Raw genomic sequence first — 15,958 nt, 5'->3', positions numbered from 1 at the left:
AAGTCGAGGGGAAATCGAAGCTTCGATGCCGCTCGATCTGGTGGATCGGGGGCAACAACATCGACGTCAGGGATTTTTGAGGTTGTGGCCCGGGATGTACAACCGTGGTTCCCGGCGCCGCTATCTCTTGGCTCGGTACCGGTCGGCGTCTGCGAATACGTCGATCACCCGCACCCGCGTGAGAAATGTGGCGGCGTGCTCGACGTTGGCGGGTATGTGGTACGAGTCGCCGGCTCGATATCTCCCCGTCAGCCCCCCGATAGTCAACTCCATCTCCCCCTCCACCACGATGCCCCATTGCTCACCGTGGCGGTGCGGCGCCACCCGGCCAATGGGATCGATATCCATGAATATGATTTGATGGTTCGGGGCCTGTGAGATCATGCCTCGGACACCTGGAAACGGAATGTCCGCTTCGGGAAGATTGGTGACGAACTCGGGGAATGCTGCTGTACTCATTGGCGTCCCTTCTCATTGTGCGGCACGCAGCAATGTCATCCGAGAAACACCGCACGTGCCGGATTTATAACCTCATTGATGTATAGGCGCACGCTTTGTACTGGCGGGGCGAGAATATCAGGAGTTGCCGTGGGAAGCACGAGGAATCCTCTCCGCGATCGGCGCACGTGTGAGACGTCCCGATCTTTCCGAATCCATCGTGGCGGTACTTGAAGTGGCACTCATGCAAAGTGCCGTATGCACTGCCCCGGGAGGGTGCGCGCGCACTTCGACCATCTTCCGGGGAAAACTCAGTCATCAACAGGCGCAATTCTCCATGGCGACGCCCCTGACATTCTTTTTCGTTGCTCCTCCAGGGGTGGTAGGATGAAAATGCCTCCTCTGTAACAGATAGGGGAGGAGAAAACAGTCATGTATTACGAAGTGGAAGTGCCACGCAAGCAGCCAGGGACGAAAAACTGGGTGGCGGCCTTGGTGGTGCTGAATCCATCCGAGTCCCGGCGATTGCTCGCCAAAGCTACGGTCGTGTTGCCGGAAGTGCAACACGCGATGGAGCAAGGCACGATCATCATTGGACGCGGCGTTACCAACGCCTACGTCACCGAAGAACTGCTGGGTATTCGGATCGAGCCGAAGGCGGGCCTTACGTTCGGGATGGTGTGCGGGGGCATTACCACGGGAAACTCCGGTCCCCCGGCGTGCTCGCATCACGTCATCCGCAACGGTAAAGTCGTCGAGGGCGCCGATTCCAAAGTTGAGATTCTCAGCTTCGGTCCCGACGACGTATTCATCAAAGGTGCCAATGCCATAGACCCGGAGGGGAATGCAGGCGTGCTGACCTCCTCGCTTACAGGCGGCACGATCGGGATGGCTTGGCCGGTTGTGACACCCCGGGGTGCCCACCTGATCCTGCCTGTCGGACTGGAAAAGCTGATTCCATCGGTCATGGAAGCCGCCCGGCACTCGGGGGTGTACTACTTCAAATACAGCATGGGCATGCCGGCGCGCCTCACGCCTGTGGTGCTCGGCACTGTCCTCACTGAAATTCAGGCGCTTGGCGTACTTGCCGGTGTCAGGGCGACTCACATCAGTTCGGGCGGCGTCGGCGGTTCCGAAGGAGCGGTGGTGCTTTCGATCGAAGGCGAGGAACCGGCTGTGGCGAAGGCATTCGAGCTCGTCAAATCGATCAAGGGCGAACCGCCGGTGACCGTGCCGGACACCCTGACCGTCAAGTCAGCCGCCGAGTTCGACTACGACCCGCGCGCCCAACTCGCCACTTTGGGGGGCAGATAACTAGGGTCACGGATGACAGCCGTTTTGAACGCGGAGTTGATCCGTTTGATGGCCGAGCGCATCAACCACACGGCACTCGGATTGGTGACCAACAGCTAAGGAATGGTCCTCCCCTGCGCACACCGGTTGCGCTATCGGGCAGCAGCTGATCAACGACTACGCCGCGTGGTCGCACGTGCGCCGGGCCCGCGCCCGCCAAGCGTGCTCCCCGCCGCGGCCGTCGGTTCGAGCTGGCAGGGCCCAGACGGAACATCCCGCCGGCGCTCAGGAGACTGAGAGGGATTTGGCTGCAAATCTCACCGCTGGAGCATCTCCGGGGTGTAGAATCCGCAACGTGTGTGTACCCGGAATATTCAGAGGTGCAGGGTCAACCGGACGGCATTCTCTTCGATGCATTCAACCAGACGACGGCAAGATCATCTCCACGCTGCCGCTGGGCGGGGGCTCTGACGGAGCCGTTTTCAACCCCACGACGATGGCAGCTCGAGGGACGCTCCCCCGCCCCCGTTCCCTCCATTTCGGTCCCGAACCGACCTTCGAACCCAGCAGCCGGGACAATTCAGCAGGATTTCCGCCCCAACCTGCCCTATTCTCCACCCAGCACCAAAAAGCGATTTCCTATTGATAAATCATTAATACACTTGAGCGTTGAGCCTCGCAACATTCAGGCGATGCACAGCAGTCCCTCGCACGATAAAGCGGCCAAGCCTTCTTACTCGTGAAAGAGAATAGCAGGCGGGACCGGCTGTTTCTTTATCTTCTTGCTGGCATAATTGGCCTTCAGGCTCAATCCGCCGGTTTTGTTGAAATACGCGACTCGAATCGGATGCACCCCGGCCGCCAAGGCGATGGCGCCCTTTTTTTCCCGTGTGCCATGCAATCCGTCGTTGTCGACCACGAGGGAGTCCCCGATGTACAATCTGCTGCCGTCGTCGCTTTCGATATAGAACTCATAGACATCGGGTGCCGGGATCCGGATAAACCCGGTGTATTCGAATCCGAAATACTCCGGTCGGCTTCGCGGGGAAAGGTCGAGGTCAGGCGCTATCCCTTCCTTCAGCGGCTTGAGCGACTTGAAGTCCGGCAGCTTATCCCAGTCCCCCTCGTAGTAGGCATAGTTCATCCCGCTTTGCAGTACGTGAGTTTTCACCGGGGGCAGAGGATCGACCTTTTTGAAGAGAGCCAGAACAATCGGGCTGACAGGATTGCCGTCCCGGAAGCAACGCGCAGAAACCGCCGTGGTATCGTTCAAGATGATTTTGCCGGCGGTCACCGGCGAAGTTGCATTCGGCGCGCTGCCGTCGAGTGTGTATCGGACCTGGACGTTCTCTCGGTCAGAGCGAATGGTAATGTCGAGGTTATCAACAAAGATGGTGAAGTCGGCTTCAATCACCGGCGCATCATTGACATCTGTTCTGCCGGCAACGTCCAGAACCACCACGCTGTCATTGGCGTCCGGCGCGGCCGTCGGGATTGTAATGACGAGAGCGTCTTCCTTTCGAGTGACCGCAAGGGCAGTCTTCCGGCTGTCGGATAACAGGTAAGCTTGCTTGGGTTCGTTGAATATGCCGGGGACCGCGAGCTTGCCGTCACTGGGCCAGTCGAAGACGTGCAGGTAAAGCCGGGTGCCGCCGCTGATTGATTTCGAGGTGCAGCGTCCCCAGTCCAGCTTCTTGAAGGGGCTGGCCTTGGTGGCATAGATCGCTTCGCCGTTAACACTCATCCACTGGCCGATTTCGCGCAACCGATCGATGCTGGGCTGGGGGAACAGGCCCTCCGACGTGGGGCCGACATTGAGCAGGAGGTTGCCTCCCTTCGACGCCGTGTCCGCCAACATCCGGATCAAGATTCTCGTCGACTTCCAATTGTTGTCGTGCGAGTTGTAGCCCCAGTTATCGTTCATCGTCATGCAGGATTCCCAGTCTGCCCCTGGAAGCCCAGTGGTGGGTATCTGTTGTTCGGGGGTGCCGAAGTCACCGCCGAATTCGCCTTCCTTGGTGAGGCCTTCCATGCCACTTCGCCCGGCGCCCACGCGGTTGTTGATGAGAATCTGCGGTTGCAGGGATCGGATATAGTCGTACAGGTCGCGGCCATGATTCTGATTCCAGGTGCTTTCCCACTCGCCGTCAAACCAGAGCACGCCGATCTCGCCATAGTGGGTGAGCAGCTCCCGAAGCTCGTTTTTCATGTAGGAAATGTAGCGGGAAAAATCCGCCCCCTGTGCCGTCCGGTCCTTCTCCCAGTCTCTCCTGGGGAGGTAATCGGGATGATGCCAATCCATGATCGAGTAATACCAGCAGATCTGAATGCCCTGCTCATGGCACGCGTCGGCGAGCTCCTTCAGGACATCCCGTTTGAATGGGGTCGAGGCGACATCAAAATCGGTCTGCTTCGAATCGAAGAGGCAGAAACCGTCGTGATGTTTGGAAGTAATGACGATGTACTTCACGCCGGCCGCTTTTGCCGTGCGGACCCACTCATCCGCGTTGAACTTGACGGGATTGAACTGCTCGACGAACTTGTCGTACTGCGCGAGCGGGATCTGGGCCGTGGTGCGGATCCACTCGGCATGGTTGGTCCGTCCTTGCCATTCTCCTGCCGGGATTGAGTATAATCCCCAGTGGATAAACAGCCCGAAGCGCGCCTCACGCCACCATTGCATCCGGGCATCGCGCTCCGGCGCTGTCTCGCGTTGGGCCAGGAGGCCGGCAGCAAAAGCCAGTATCAGTATGCCGAGGATCCCGATGCAGAACCTCGGAGCGCTGGTTTTCATGTTCGTCTCCTTGATGCGCTGAGCGTTTTCGGATTGCGACCACGTCAGACATCGCAGGTGCAGAGAAGCATGGTCGATTGTTTTTGTTCGGCGGGGGAAGCATAGCACGGGGCCGGCGGTAACTGTGCCGAATTCCCCCACCGGCCGGGTGTGCGGAACACCCTTCGATTGCCCCCGGCCGTTTGTTCGGCACCGCTCCGGCATATTCGCCAGCGGGATTCGAACCCGCTGTGAATGGATCACCGCGCGAACGCTTGACGTTCCAGACCCTGGCAAAGTGCGAGCAGTGCTCACGGCAGCGCCGAATCTGGATTCGATGGCACGGAGCAGAGATTAATCGGTCTGGGGATGTTTTTCTCTTGAACTGTTGCATCAGAGCATGGATCCTACCTAGGATCGACCAACGGAGTAGGTATGCGCTGGCGAATGGCCATTCCCCTGGTTGTGGTTGGACTGATTCTGGCATGCACCTTCCTGTTGACTGGATCCGCGCGAAAGCACATCTCGTCTCAGCAGCCTCATCAAGCCGTAGCAGTCAAAGACCATGCGGCGCTCACCACTTCGCCTCTGAAATCTTCCCTGCTGGTCACCAGGATCAGGTCCATCGAGGTGGCTGAACCAGATTTGGAGAAGGTAACTTCTCTGCGGCGCATCCTTGCAAATTCTGATCCCAGAGCCAGATTAATGCTTGAGAGTAGTTTGAGCTCTATCCGAAGCCACAAATTCCTGGAAGCCCGACTCGCACTTCAGATCCTGATCAAAACATACCCGGATGATCAGGCTGTGGCTCTCGCGCATTGGGCCCTGGCGCTCGGCTATTATCGGGAAGGTGGGTTGGAGAACCTACGCATAGCCGCCGATCAATTCAGCAAGTTCAGCCATCTCTATGAATCGGACAAAAACCTGGAAGAACTGGTCCAGGCAGCACAGTTAGACGTTGCTGTGATCCAAATCGAGCTGATGTGTCTCTCTGCCAGCGAAAAAGGATGGCCGATCGCAGAGTTTGCCACTTACGACACAGGTGCCATGCCCGCAGGCACGCTTGCCTTAAGTGAATTAGACACGATGATGACAGCGGATAATGCCATTTTGAACCTGCAAATGTTCCTTTCGCAATGGCCTGACAGTCCTTATGCCCCCGCAGCCCGCGCTTCGCTGGAACAGGTTCAGGAGTTTCTTGCCGGTAGGCGATAGGGGCATCTCTGCCAGCGGAGCCGCATCTAATTGAAACTTATTTGATCTGTTTTTGTGTTCCATCGGAGAGGATTTTTAGTTTAGTTGTCCGGGAGCATCCCGAATGTCGCAACTCCTCGATCTTCTCGAACTCGAGCCGGCCCCTTTGTCGATCGACTATGTCGAAAACAGGAAACAATTTCACCTCTTCAGCCTCCTAACCGAGCAGCGGCACCCGAAAACCTGGAACCTGAGTTTTGTACTTCAGTCGGATACGGTAGCGGGTTTGCACATGCTCTTTTCGGTGGATCGGGACGTTTCCGAACGAATCAGGCAACTGGAGATTGACCCGGCTCTTTTGGAGCAAGCCGTAGAAGCCATCGCAAAGGCGGTCTTACACGGCCACAAGATCTATGTGTATGGCTGCGGTGCGACCGGCCGCCTGGCCAAACAAGTGGAGAGCACTTTCTGGCGGCCGTTCTGGAAACGGACGAAAGAGCATCCCTTGTGGCAAAAGCTGCGTTCCCGCGTCGGTGACGGCATTGAAGACACTTTGATAGGCGAAATGACAGGTGGCGACCGGGCCCTGGTCAGTTCTCTGGAGGGCTTCGAAGATCTGCAGTTGATCGGCAGCCTGCAGTTGCGGGACCACGGCATCCGGCGAGGGGACGTGGTGATCTGTGTGACCGAAGGGGGCGAGACCTCCTCGGTGATCGGCACGATTCTCGCGGCGCTGGATCAGTATGGCCCAATCGAGGGAATAACGATCGAGGAGGCACGAAACCACCTGTATTTTGTATGCAACAACCCCATCGATGTTCTGCTCCCTTTCGATCGCAGCGCCTCCGTGCTCAACAATCCGGCAATCACCCATATCGACTTGACTACCGGCCCGCAGAGCATCACCGGTTCCACAAGAATGCAGGCTACCACGATCGAAACCTTTGTACTCGGAGCCATCCTCGAACAGGCGCTTGCGCAGATCCTGGAGAGTTGTCTCGATCCGGATGAAATGGGTGATTTGGATTTCGGCGCGGCATCCGAGCTGCGCGTCCGGCTGGCGGACTTCGAGACCGTCAGGAGCGCAGTCGAGTCCCGTGCAAACAGCCTGGCGCAATTCACCGATCTCGAGACTCGCACATACCGGGGAAATCATTTCTCCACCTATCTGGCCAACCGGGCCTTGATCACGGTCTTCATTGACAGTACGGAGCGGAGCCCCACATTCCGTCTGTATCCGTTGGATAGAGTCGAGGATCCGGAGCGTCGCTGCTGGGTGCAGGTATGGACGGAAGCCTCCGATCTCCATGCCGCCTGGTGCAACTTTTTGGGACGCCCATTCCGCGGCCTCGATCCCCTCCTGTACGGGCCTGCCTTTGAAACACACGTTGCAGACCCCTACCTGCGTGAGGCAGCCCTTCGCAGCCTTACTAGCGCCGGCAACGATCAGGAATTTTCATACGACTTCTCTTTTTCCATGGCCAACATCGAACGCAGAGGTCCAGGGCGTGGCGATTTGGGAGTCCTGGTCCTGATCGATGACGAAACGCGCAGTCTTGACGATCCCGATTCCGGCCTTCGGGCCTTCATCAGGCTTTTTCATGATCGTGGCGGTTCGATAGCCGCATTGACCGTCTCCGGGGCGCGCGACCTGGAGAGGCTCGGCAACTCAATCAAACCTCTGATGAAAGCCGAGGACGTCTGGGTGCCGTTGGCACTCGATTTTCCGTCGGACCCTCTCGGGTTGCGCCGCCAGATTGCGCTGAAGATCCTTCTCAACGCCCATTCCACTGCAATCATGGCCTCGCTGGGCCGCGTCATTGGAAACACCATGACCAGCGTCAGCCCGAGCAACCTCAAGCTCATCGGCAGGGCTACCTATCTGATTCTCTCGCATGTCAATGACATCCTACGCGGGCCTGCGTGGAGCGTCGGGCAGGGAGCCGACTCAACGATCACGTTTGCGGAAGCAAACGCAGTGTTGATGGATGCCGTCGATTTCGTCAAATCTCGCGGGATGGGGCAAACGGCGGAAGTGGCACTGAGCATTATCCGGATCGTTGAGGCGCTGAAGCGACAGGGCCGCGTGAGTTGGGAGGAGGCACAGCAGATCCTGGAAAGGGATGGGCTGGCATCCTATCTTGCCCGGCACACAGCATCTCCCTGACCCAAGCGCCCGCCAAACACTTCAGCCGGCTGCGATGAGACCTGTCAGGATCGGGTATCCTGCAGAGTGGTTACTGGGGTATATTTCAATCCTGTCCGTCTTGAAACGAGAGAGGTGTTATGAAAAGTGCAGTTTTGCTGTCGGTCGCGATATTGTTTCTGCTGGTGCAGGCTGTGCCGCAGGAGAAAAATCCAATTCTTGTCGATCGCGTCGGCGACACCGGCTTCATCCATCTGCAGGCTGAGAGCTTTAGAGCGCTGGAACCGCGCCAGCAGCAGTTGGCCTACTGGCTGACCCAGGCGTCGATCGCCATCGATCCGATCATCTATGATCAACTGTCGCGTTTTGGATTGCAGCAGAAGCGCCTGCTCGAGGAAATCGTCGGCCATCCCCAAAGTATCGATCCCAAGGTGATGGGCAGGATCACCGACTTCGCCAAGCTCTTCTGGGCCAACCGCGGCAACCACAACGAGATGACCGCGCAAAAATTCCTGCCGGCGTTTACGTTCGATGAACTGCGGCAGGCCGCGCTTACGGCGCAGAAGAACGGCGCTCTGAAGACTTCCTATGCCGACCTGCCGCCGCTGCCGACACCCGCCGTGCTGGATCGGGAACTCGAACAGCTCAGGCCTGCCTTCTTCGACGCCAATTTCGAGCCGATGATTACCGCAAAAAGCCCGCAGGGGGGCAAAGACATCATCCAGGCCGGTTCGAACACCTTCTACCAGGGGGTCACGCTGGCCGACTTGAAGGATTTCCACGGCCAGCACCCATTAAATTCGCGCGTGATTAAAGGTCCCGACGGCAAGCTGCGCGAGGAGGTCTACCGCGCGGGCACTCCGGACGGGAAGATACTTCCCGGCCTGTACGCGACCTATCTGAAGAAAGCGATCGCCTGCCTGGAAAAAGCGCGTGCGGCGGCCGATCTGCAGCAGGCCATTGTGATTTCCGCTTTGATCCGATTTTATCAAACCGGCGACTTCAACGACTGGCTGAAATTCGGTTCGGCATGGGTTCAGAACAACGCGACTGTAGATTTTGCCAACGGCTTCATCGAGATCTATCGCGACGCCAACGGCATGAAGGGGAGCTCGCAGAGCTTCGTCTCCATCACCGACAAGCCGGTGTCGGATGCAATGGCGAAACTGGCGCAGAATGCCGCGTATTTCGAAGAGAAGGCGCCTTGGGACGCAAAATACAAGAAACAGGCATTCAAGGCCCCGGTGGTGAAGGCAGTCGAGACGCTGATCGAAACGGGTGATTTCCAGGTCAGCACCATTGGCGACAACCTCCCCAACGAGAACGAAATTCACGAGAAGTACGGCACCAAGAACTTCCTGTTCACCGCTTCGAGCCGCGCGCTGAACGATGCCGCCGGTTCCAAATCGATTGAAGAATTCGGGTCCGGCCCCGAGGTCATTGAGCGCGCAAAAAAGTACGGTGATCAGGCGGATGACCTGATGACTGCGATGCACGAAGTGATCGGTCACGGCTCGGGCAAGCTGAGCGACCGCCTGAAGGGCGGCTCCGAGCCTTACCTGAAGGAATACTTCTCCACCCTGGAGGAGGCGCGCGCCGACCTGATGGCGCTCTGGAACGCCTGGGATCCGAAACTGAAGGATCTGGGGCTGGTCCCAAACCAGGAAGAGGAAGCCAGGTCGATGTACGACACCGCAGCCCTCGTTGTTCTCACGCAACTCCGGCGGATTCCGCGCGGGGCTACCATCGAAGAAGACCATCAGCGCGACCGCGCCCTGATCGCCAACTACATCATGGACAAGACCGGCGCCATCGCAATGATCGACCGCAACGGCAAGACCTACGTGCAAGTAAAGGACTATCAAAAGATGCGCGAGGGAGTGGGAAGGCTGTTGGCCGAGCTCATGCGCATCAAGGCTGAAGGCGATTACAGCGCCATCAAGGCACTCGTGGACAAATATGGGGTGCATTTCAATCCGGCGTTGCGCGATCAGGTTGTGGCCCGGTTCAAGAAGCTAGACTTGCCTACCTACTGGGCCGGCATCAACCCCGAGCTTACTGCGGAAATAGACGCCGGCGGCCGGGTGACCAAGGTGCAGATCAGGTATCCGCGCAATGCAGTGAATCAGTATCTGAACTACGCCGCCATGTACGATCGTGCATTGGAACGCAAATGAGCCCTGGCGGCTAAAGGAGCAGGACCGTGAACTTGCAGCGACTCTACGACGCGATCCTCACAGGTGATGCAAAAACCGCGGCGACGATCACTCACGAAGCCCTGGGGGGCGGAGTCCCTCCCATGGACATCATCTCCCGGTACATGGTGCCGGCCATGGGCGAAGTGGGGCGCAAGTTCGAATGCGAGGAATACTACGTCCCCGAACTGCTGCTCTCGGCCCGTGCCATGAAGGCGGCTCTGGATCCCTTGCGCCCCTTGCTGGCCGCCGCAGGCGCGCAGGCAGCCGGAAAGGTGGTCATCGGCACAGTCCGAGGCGACCTCCACGATATCGGGAAGAACCTCGTCGCATCGCTTCTCGAAGGGGGCGGGTTCGAGGTGGTGGATCTTGGCGCTGACGTGGCACCCGAGAGGTTCGTCGAGGCCGTAAACGCCACCGGTGCCAACATCGTCGGCCTTTCTGCTCTGCTTACGACCACCATGCCCGGCATGAAGAGCACGGTCGATGCTCTCAAGCAGGCCGGGATCCGGGACAAAGTGAAGATCATGATCGGCGGCGCCCCGGTCACTACGCAGTTCGCCGAGCAGATCGGAGCCGACGGATATGCGGAAAACGCCAGCGTTGCTGTCGCGGTTGCCCGCAGACTCGTAGCGAAGTGAAATCGGACAGTGACGCGCGTGGATCGGCATGGCCGCGGCCAAAACAAGAACCACGAAACCCACGGAATCGTTTGCCTGCGTCTTGCAGTTCAATTCACTCGATGCCCGCCCCGGCTGCCGAAATTCGCTTGCCCCCCTGGAGCCTCCGTGATAGAAACGCCAGGAATCAGAATTGGATTCCCGGCACAGTCCTGAGGTGATTTTCCGGGAATCGGACCCTTTCCCTGTCCGCCCCGGGAGGAGATGAGTCAATGAGAACAAAGCGTCTTTGCGTGCTGGCGTCAGCGGCGCTCCTGTTGGCCCTGCCGCTTTTGGCCACCAACGAAAACATCAATTACGATGACATCAACAAGATCAAGGCGGAAGGCATGCAGCGCTCGCAGGTAATGGAGCTGAACAGCTGGCTCTCCGACGTCTATGCCCCGCGCCTGACGGGCTCCCCCACGATCGTGAAGGCCGCGGAGTGGGCCATGGGCAAGATGAAAGAATGGGGCCTGGTGAACGTCAAGATGGAGCCCTGGATCAATCGCAATTCGTTTGACCGCGGATGGACGAACGACAAGTTCTACATGCAGGCCATATCGCCCGAGAAGTTTCCGATCCCGGGCACGCCGACCGCATGGACGCCCGGTACCAACGGGCTGGTCAGCGGCGAGGTCGTGCTCGTGACGGCCACGACTGCGGATGACCTGGCTCCATACAAGGGCAAGCTCAAGGGCAAATGGGTCATGACGCAGCCGGCCCCGGACGTTCCGGCGATGTGGGATCCGCCGGCGAAGCGCTTCACGCCGGATCAACTTGCGGCCATGGAGGGGCCGCCGACCCAACCCGAGTTTGGCGTTCCGCCGCCCGGTGCCGCACGGCAGGGTGCCCCCGCGCAGGCGACCCCGGCGCGACAGGGCGGACCCGCCACTCCCCCTGCCGGCCAGCCGGCAGCACAACAGGGACAACGCGCCGGCGCCCCGCCCGCAGGTGCTCCGCAACAGCCGGCCGCAGGCGGCAGGGGAGGATTCGGCGCCGGCAACGTTCGCAACGATTTCTTCCGCACGGAGGGAGTGCTCGGAACGATTTCGACGGCACCGCGCGGCCACGGCATGTACACGATCAGCGGCACCCGGACGAACGATCCGGCAACCACCCTGCCGGCGATAGTGATCGCCGCCGAGCAGTATGGACGCATCGCCCGAACGCTGGCCAAAGACATGCCGGTCACCATCGAGGCCGACATCAGGAACACGTTCTATCCCGACCCGCCGCTGTTCAACGTCGTGGGCGAAATCCCGGGTACCGACAAGGCCGATGAGATCGTCCTGCTCGGCGCGCATTTCGATACCTGGCACGCCGCGACCGGCGCGGCCGACGACGGCAACGGCTCGGCGGCCATGATGGAGGCCATGCGCATTCTCAAGGCGACGGGAGTCAAGCTGCGCCGCACCGTGCGTATAGGACTCTGGGAAGCCGAGGAACAGGGCCTGATCGGCTCCCGCGAGTACGTGTCGGCTCACTATGCCAGCAGGCAACCTGCACCGGCAGGCGCCGCAGCGCCCGCGGGCGGTGGCCGCGGTGGCGGCGGCCGTGGTGGGGCCCAGGGCCCGCTCGAGCTGAAACCTGAATACGCGAAGTTCTCGGTCTATTTCAACATTGATAACGGCACCGGCGCTCTTCGCGGCATCTACACTCAGGGCAACGAAACCGTGGTTCCGATCTTCCGCGAGTGGATCGAACCGTTCCGCAGCCTGGGAATGACGACGATCACCACCCGGAACACAGGCGGCACAGACCACACCAATTTTGACGGCGTGGGCCTGCCGGGCTTCCAGTTCATTCAGGATGAGATCGAGTACAACACGGTCGTTCATCACACCAACATGGATACCTACGAGCGTCTGCAGCCGCGCGACAATATGCAAATGGCGACCATCGTCGCGGGATTTGCCTATCTGGCAGCCAATCGCGATGAGCTGCTGCCCCGCAAGCCGCCCTCGGCCCAGGGCGGTCGCGGCGGACGCAGCGGAGGAGGACCGCAATAGCGCGTCGGAAAGGAGAGACCGGGTCATGGCTTTTACCTATGAACAACTCAAGGAAAAGACGGTTGCGGAACTTCGTGAGATTGCCGCGGAAATCAAGCACGAAGCAGTGCAGGGTTACACCCAGTTGAACAAGGAGCATCTGCTGGCCGCCCTGTGCAAGGCTCTCAACATCGATATGCATGTGCACAAGAAAGTCAAGGCAACGGCTCTTGACAAGGGGAAAGTCAAGTCGCAGATGAAAGAGCTGAAAAAGAAACGGGACGCAGCACTGGAAGCCCACGATCACGCACAACTCAAGACCCTCAGGCACCAGATGCACGAACTGAGGAGATTGTTGCGCAAGGCCGCAGCAATCGCTCCCAAATAGCGGTACAGCCGAAACAGAATATTTCAGCGCAGAGGACGCTGAGGGCGCAAATACGGCCAGTCGATACCCGCTCTCCGCGTTTTCTGCGCCCTCTGCTCCGAAAGTTGACTCTGCCGAGCGCGGTCGGGCTGCCCGCGCCCACGACGTGGGTTGCGGCTGCCAGACGCGACCCTCCCCATGTCTCCCAACATCGCCCCTATTTTCATGCGTCCCGGGGTGCGCGCCGGCGCATGAGAGACTACGTTGAGATTTTCCCGACGCAACCAGGCACATCCAATTCATTCGTGGCCGGCTGCTGTTGATAGTATGATTCCCCTGCATGAATCCCGGGCTGGAAGCGTTACCCATTGATGGGGCACTGCCCGATATTGTGGCGGTGCTGAGGTCCTCCGGCGGTCTGATTGTGTGCGCTCCGCCCGGGGCGGGCAAAACCACGCGGGTGCCGCGCGCGCTGCACGACGCGGGATTCGCAGACGCCGGGGAGATTCTGATCCTGGAGCCGAGGCGCCTTGCCGCCCGGCTGGCTGCAGCGCGCGTCGCGACCGAGTTTGGAGAACGGTTGGGCGAGACCGTCGGCTTTTCCATCCGGTTTGAGAACGTCGCCGGCCCCAGGACCCGCATCCGCTTCCTCACCGAGGGAATTCTCACCCGCCGGATCGTGCAGGATCCTCTTCTGACGGGCGTATCCGTCGTCATAGTCGACGAGTTTCATGAACGCCACCTTACCACCGATCTTGCCCTCGCGTTTCTGCGACGGCTCCAGGGCGGAAGCCGCCCGGATCTGAAGCTCCTCGTCATGTCAGCCACGCTCGATGCCGCGCCGATCGCCGACTTTCTCGGGGGGGTGCCGGTCCTCACATCCGAGGGCACACGCTTCGATGTGACCTTGGAGTATGAAGAGCGTGAGCGCCAACAAGCGTTGCACGAGAAAGTCGCAGAAGCGGCGTCCAAGCTGCTCAAAGAAAGCCTCGCCGGCGATGTCCTGGTCTTCCTGCCGGGTGCGGCGGAGATTCGCCTGGCAGCCGAAGCATGCGGACGCTGCGCTGCCAGGTCGGATTTGCTGGTTCTTCCCCTCCACGGGGATCTTCCCGCCGCTGCCCAATCCCGTGCGGTACAGCCCGCCCCGCAGCGAAAACTTATTCTCGCCACCAATGTCGCGGAGACCTCGGTAACGATCCCGGGAATCGCCGCCGTAATCGATTCCGGGCTCGCCCGGGTGGCAGGGTACTCGGCGTGGAGCGGCCTGCCGGTGCTCTCCCTCAGCAAGGTGAGCAAATCCTCGGCCATCCAGAGGGCCGGCCGGGCAGGCAGAACGCAGAACGGCCGGGTCTTGCGCCTCTACACGCGTCATGATTTCGAGTGCCGCCCCGAACGCGACCTGCCCGAGATCAAGCGCGCCGATCTGGCAGAGTCCGTCCTGACGCTGCACGGCGCTGGCATTCGCGACATCCGTTCCCTCTCCTGGTTTGAGCCACCGGCGGAGACGGCTCTGCGGGCAGCTGAAGATCTGCTTGTGCGGCTCGGCGCACTCGAAGCCGGCGGCACTCTGACGGCGGCAGGCAGGCAGATGCTGCGTTTCCCGCTTCACCCGCGCCTGGCACGACTTATCGTTGAAGGAGAGCGGCGCGGCGTGAGGGAAGAAAGCTGCCTGCTGGCCGCTCTGCTCACAGAACGGGATATCCGCCTCAATGAGCGGAGTAACTTCATCCGCACCGCGCCCTCGAGGCCGGCTCGTACCACTGGACCTTCGGATCTGCTTGAACTGTGCGAACGCTTCCGAGAGGCAGAGGAGGCGCGCTTTGAGCCCGGGTGCCTGAGTACCCTGGAATTGGATGCACGCGCGGCCGAAGCGGTGGATCGCACACGCAGGCAGCTCTGCCGGTTTGCCGGCCGTGCCGGTAGCGCCGCACCCGCGCATGATGCCGAAGAAGCCCTCATGATCGGCATTCTGGCTGCATTCCCCGATCGCGTCGCCAGGCGGCGCGCTCCCGCGGCGCGGGAGTTCCTGCTCGCGGCCGGGGGCTCCGGCCGGCTGGCCGACACCAGTGTCGTCCACCAGGCGCCGCTCATCGTCGCCGTGGACGCTGAAGAAAGAACGGGCAGGAAAGGCTCGCGCGACAGCTCCGGCGTGATCATACGGCTGGCGTCGGCGGTGGAACCCGAGTGGCTCGCCGTGCTTTTTCCGGACGAAATCAGCCGGCAGCGCTCTTTGACCTGGAATCAGCACGGGGGCAGAGTTGACGAGCTAAGCCGGACACTGTACGGGGAACTTGCGCTCGAAGAGACCGTGCGACCGGCGCCGTCGTCCGAGCAGGCATCGCAAATGCTCCTCGATAACGCGCTGGCGCGAGGCCTGGCGCTTTTCGGCGACGGCGAGCGCGCCGCTGCGCTGCAGGCTCGCATCGCACTCCTTGCCCTGCACTTCCCCGCCTCCAGCCTGCACGCCCTGGATGAGGTTCAGCTCAGCACCGCCTGCCGGGAATGCTGCGCCGGCAGGCGCAGCCTGGCGGAGCTTGCCCAGGCCTCCATAATCGATGCTCTGCTCGGGCAGCTGACATCGAGGCAGAGGGATTTGCTCGTGCGGGAAACGCCGGAACGCATCACGCTGCCGGGCGGCCGCAAGGTCCCAGTGCACTACGAGCCGGGCGGGATACCATGGATCGAGTCGGCTCTGCAGGATTTCGTCGGCATGAAGTCGACCCCGGCCATCTGCGCGGGACGCGTTCCCTTGACGGTTCACCTGCTTGCCCCCAACCGGCGCCCGGTGCAGGTAACACAGGACCTGCCTGGCTTCTGGGCACGCCACTACCCGGTCCTGCGCCGCCAACTGCAGCGCCGTTACCCCAAACACTTCTGGCCCGAATAATGTCAGGATTCGGAT

General features: G+C 60.3%; 10 protein-coding genes. 8 read left to right on the top strand and 2 right to left on the bottom strand.

The window, feature by feature from the left end:
* Window positions 1–120 precede the first annotated feature (120 nt).
* Window positions 121–459: a cupin domain-containing protein gene (locus LAP85_11485; protein MBZ5497015.1), complete on the bottom strand. Its 339-nt coding sequence runs from the start codon at window positions 457–459 to the stop codon at window positions 121–123.
* A gap of 411 nt (window positions 460–870) precedes the next feature.
* Between LAP85_11485 and LAP85_11480 the strand changes: the two genes are divergently transcribed.
* A complete protein-coding gene (locus LAP85_11480; protein ID MBZ5497014.1) occupies window positions 871–1,752 on the top strand; it encodes a hypothetical protein in 882 nt (293 codons plus the stop codon).
* 712 nt (window positions 1,753–2,464) lie between these two features.
* Here LAP85_11480 and LAP85_11475 read toward each other — a convergent pair.
* Complete coding sequence (locus LAP85_11475) at window positions 2,465–4,525, bottom strand: alpha-L-fucosidase (GenBank protein MBZ5497013.1); 2,061 nt, start codon at window positions 4,523–4,525, stop codon at window positions 2,465–2,467.
* 609 nt (window positions 4,526–5,134) lie between these two features.
* Here LAP85_11475 and bamD point away from each other — a divergent pair.
* From bamD to hrpB, 7 genes are all read left to right on the top strand, one after another.
* Window positions 5,135–5,719, top strand: coding sequence for an outer membrane protein assembly factor BamD (gene bamD, locus LAP85_11470; GenBank protein MBZ5497012.1), 585 nt, complete (start codon window positions 5,135–5,137; stop codon window positions 5,717–5,719).
* A 103-nt stretch (window positions 5,720–5,822) separates the two neighbouring features.
* The gene (locus LAP85_11465; protein ID MBZ5497011.1) at window positions 5,823–7,865 is read left to right on the top strand and encodes a hypothetical protein; all 2,043 of its coding nucleotides are present in this window, start codon (window positions 5,823–5,825) and stop codon (window positions 7,863–7,865) included.
* Window positions 7,866–7,984: 119 nt separating this feature from the next.
* On the top strand, window positions 7,985–10,021 hold the full coding sequence (locus LAP85_11460) for a dipeptidyl peptidase 3 (GenBank protein MBZ5497010.1): 2,037 nt from the start codon (window positions 7,985–7,987) through the stop codon (window positions 10,019–10,021).
* A gap of 26 nt (window positions 10,022–10,047) precedes the next feature.
* Window positions 10,048–10,680, top strand: coding sequence for a corrinoid protein (locus LAP85_11455; GenBank protein ID MBZ5497009.1), 633 nt, complete (start codon window positions 10,048–10,050; stop codon window positions 10,678–10,680).
* An 806-nt stretch (window positions 10,681–11,486) separates the two neighbouring features.
* A complete protein-coding gene (locus LAP85_11450; GenBank protein ID MBZ5497008.1) occupies window positions 11,487–12,710 on the top strand; it encodes a M20/M25/M40 family metallo-hydrolase in 1,224 nt (407 codons plus the stop codon).
* Between the two features lie 25 nt (window positions 12,711–12,735).
* Window positions 12,736–13,077: a Rho termination factor N-terminal domain-containing protein gene (locus LAP85_11445; GenBank protein ID MBZ5497007.1), complete on the top strand. Its 342-nt coding sequence runs from the start codon at window positions 12,736–12,738 to the stop codon at window positions 13,075–13,077.
* A gap of 319 nt (window positions 13,078–13,396) precedes the next feature.
* Entirely contained in the window at window positions 13,397–15,943 is a 2,547-nt protein-coding gene (gene hrpB / locus LAP85_11440) for an ATP-dependent helicase HrpB (GenBank protein MBZ5497006.1), read from the top strand.
* Window positions 15,944–15,958 lie beyond the last annotated feature (15 nt).

It is taken from the genome of Terriglobia bacterium (genome assembly GCA_020072565.1).
In the GTDB taxonomy this organism is placed as follows: Bacteria; Acidobacteriota; UBA6911; order UBA6911; family UBA6911; genus JAFNAG01.
The sequence above is the reverse complement of the archived record's forward strand: the minus strand, read 5'-3'. Positions and strand labels throughout refer to the sequence as shown.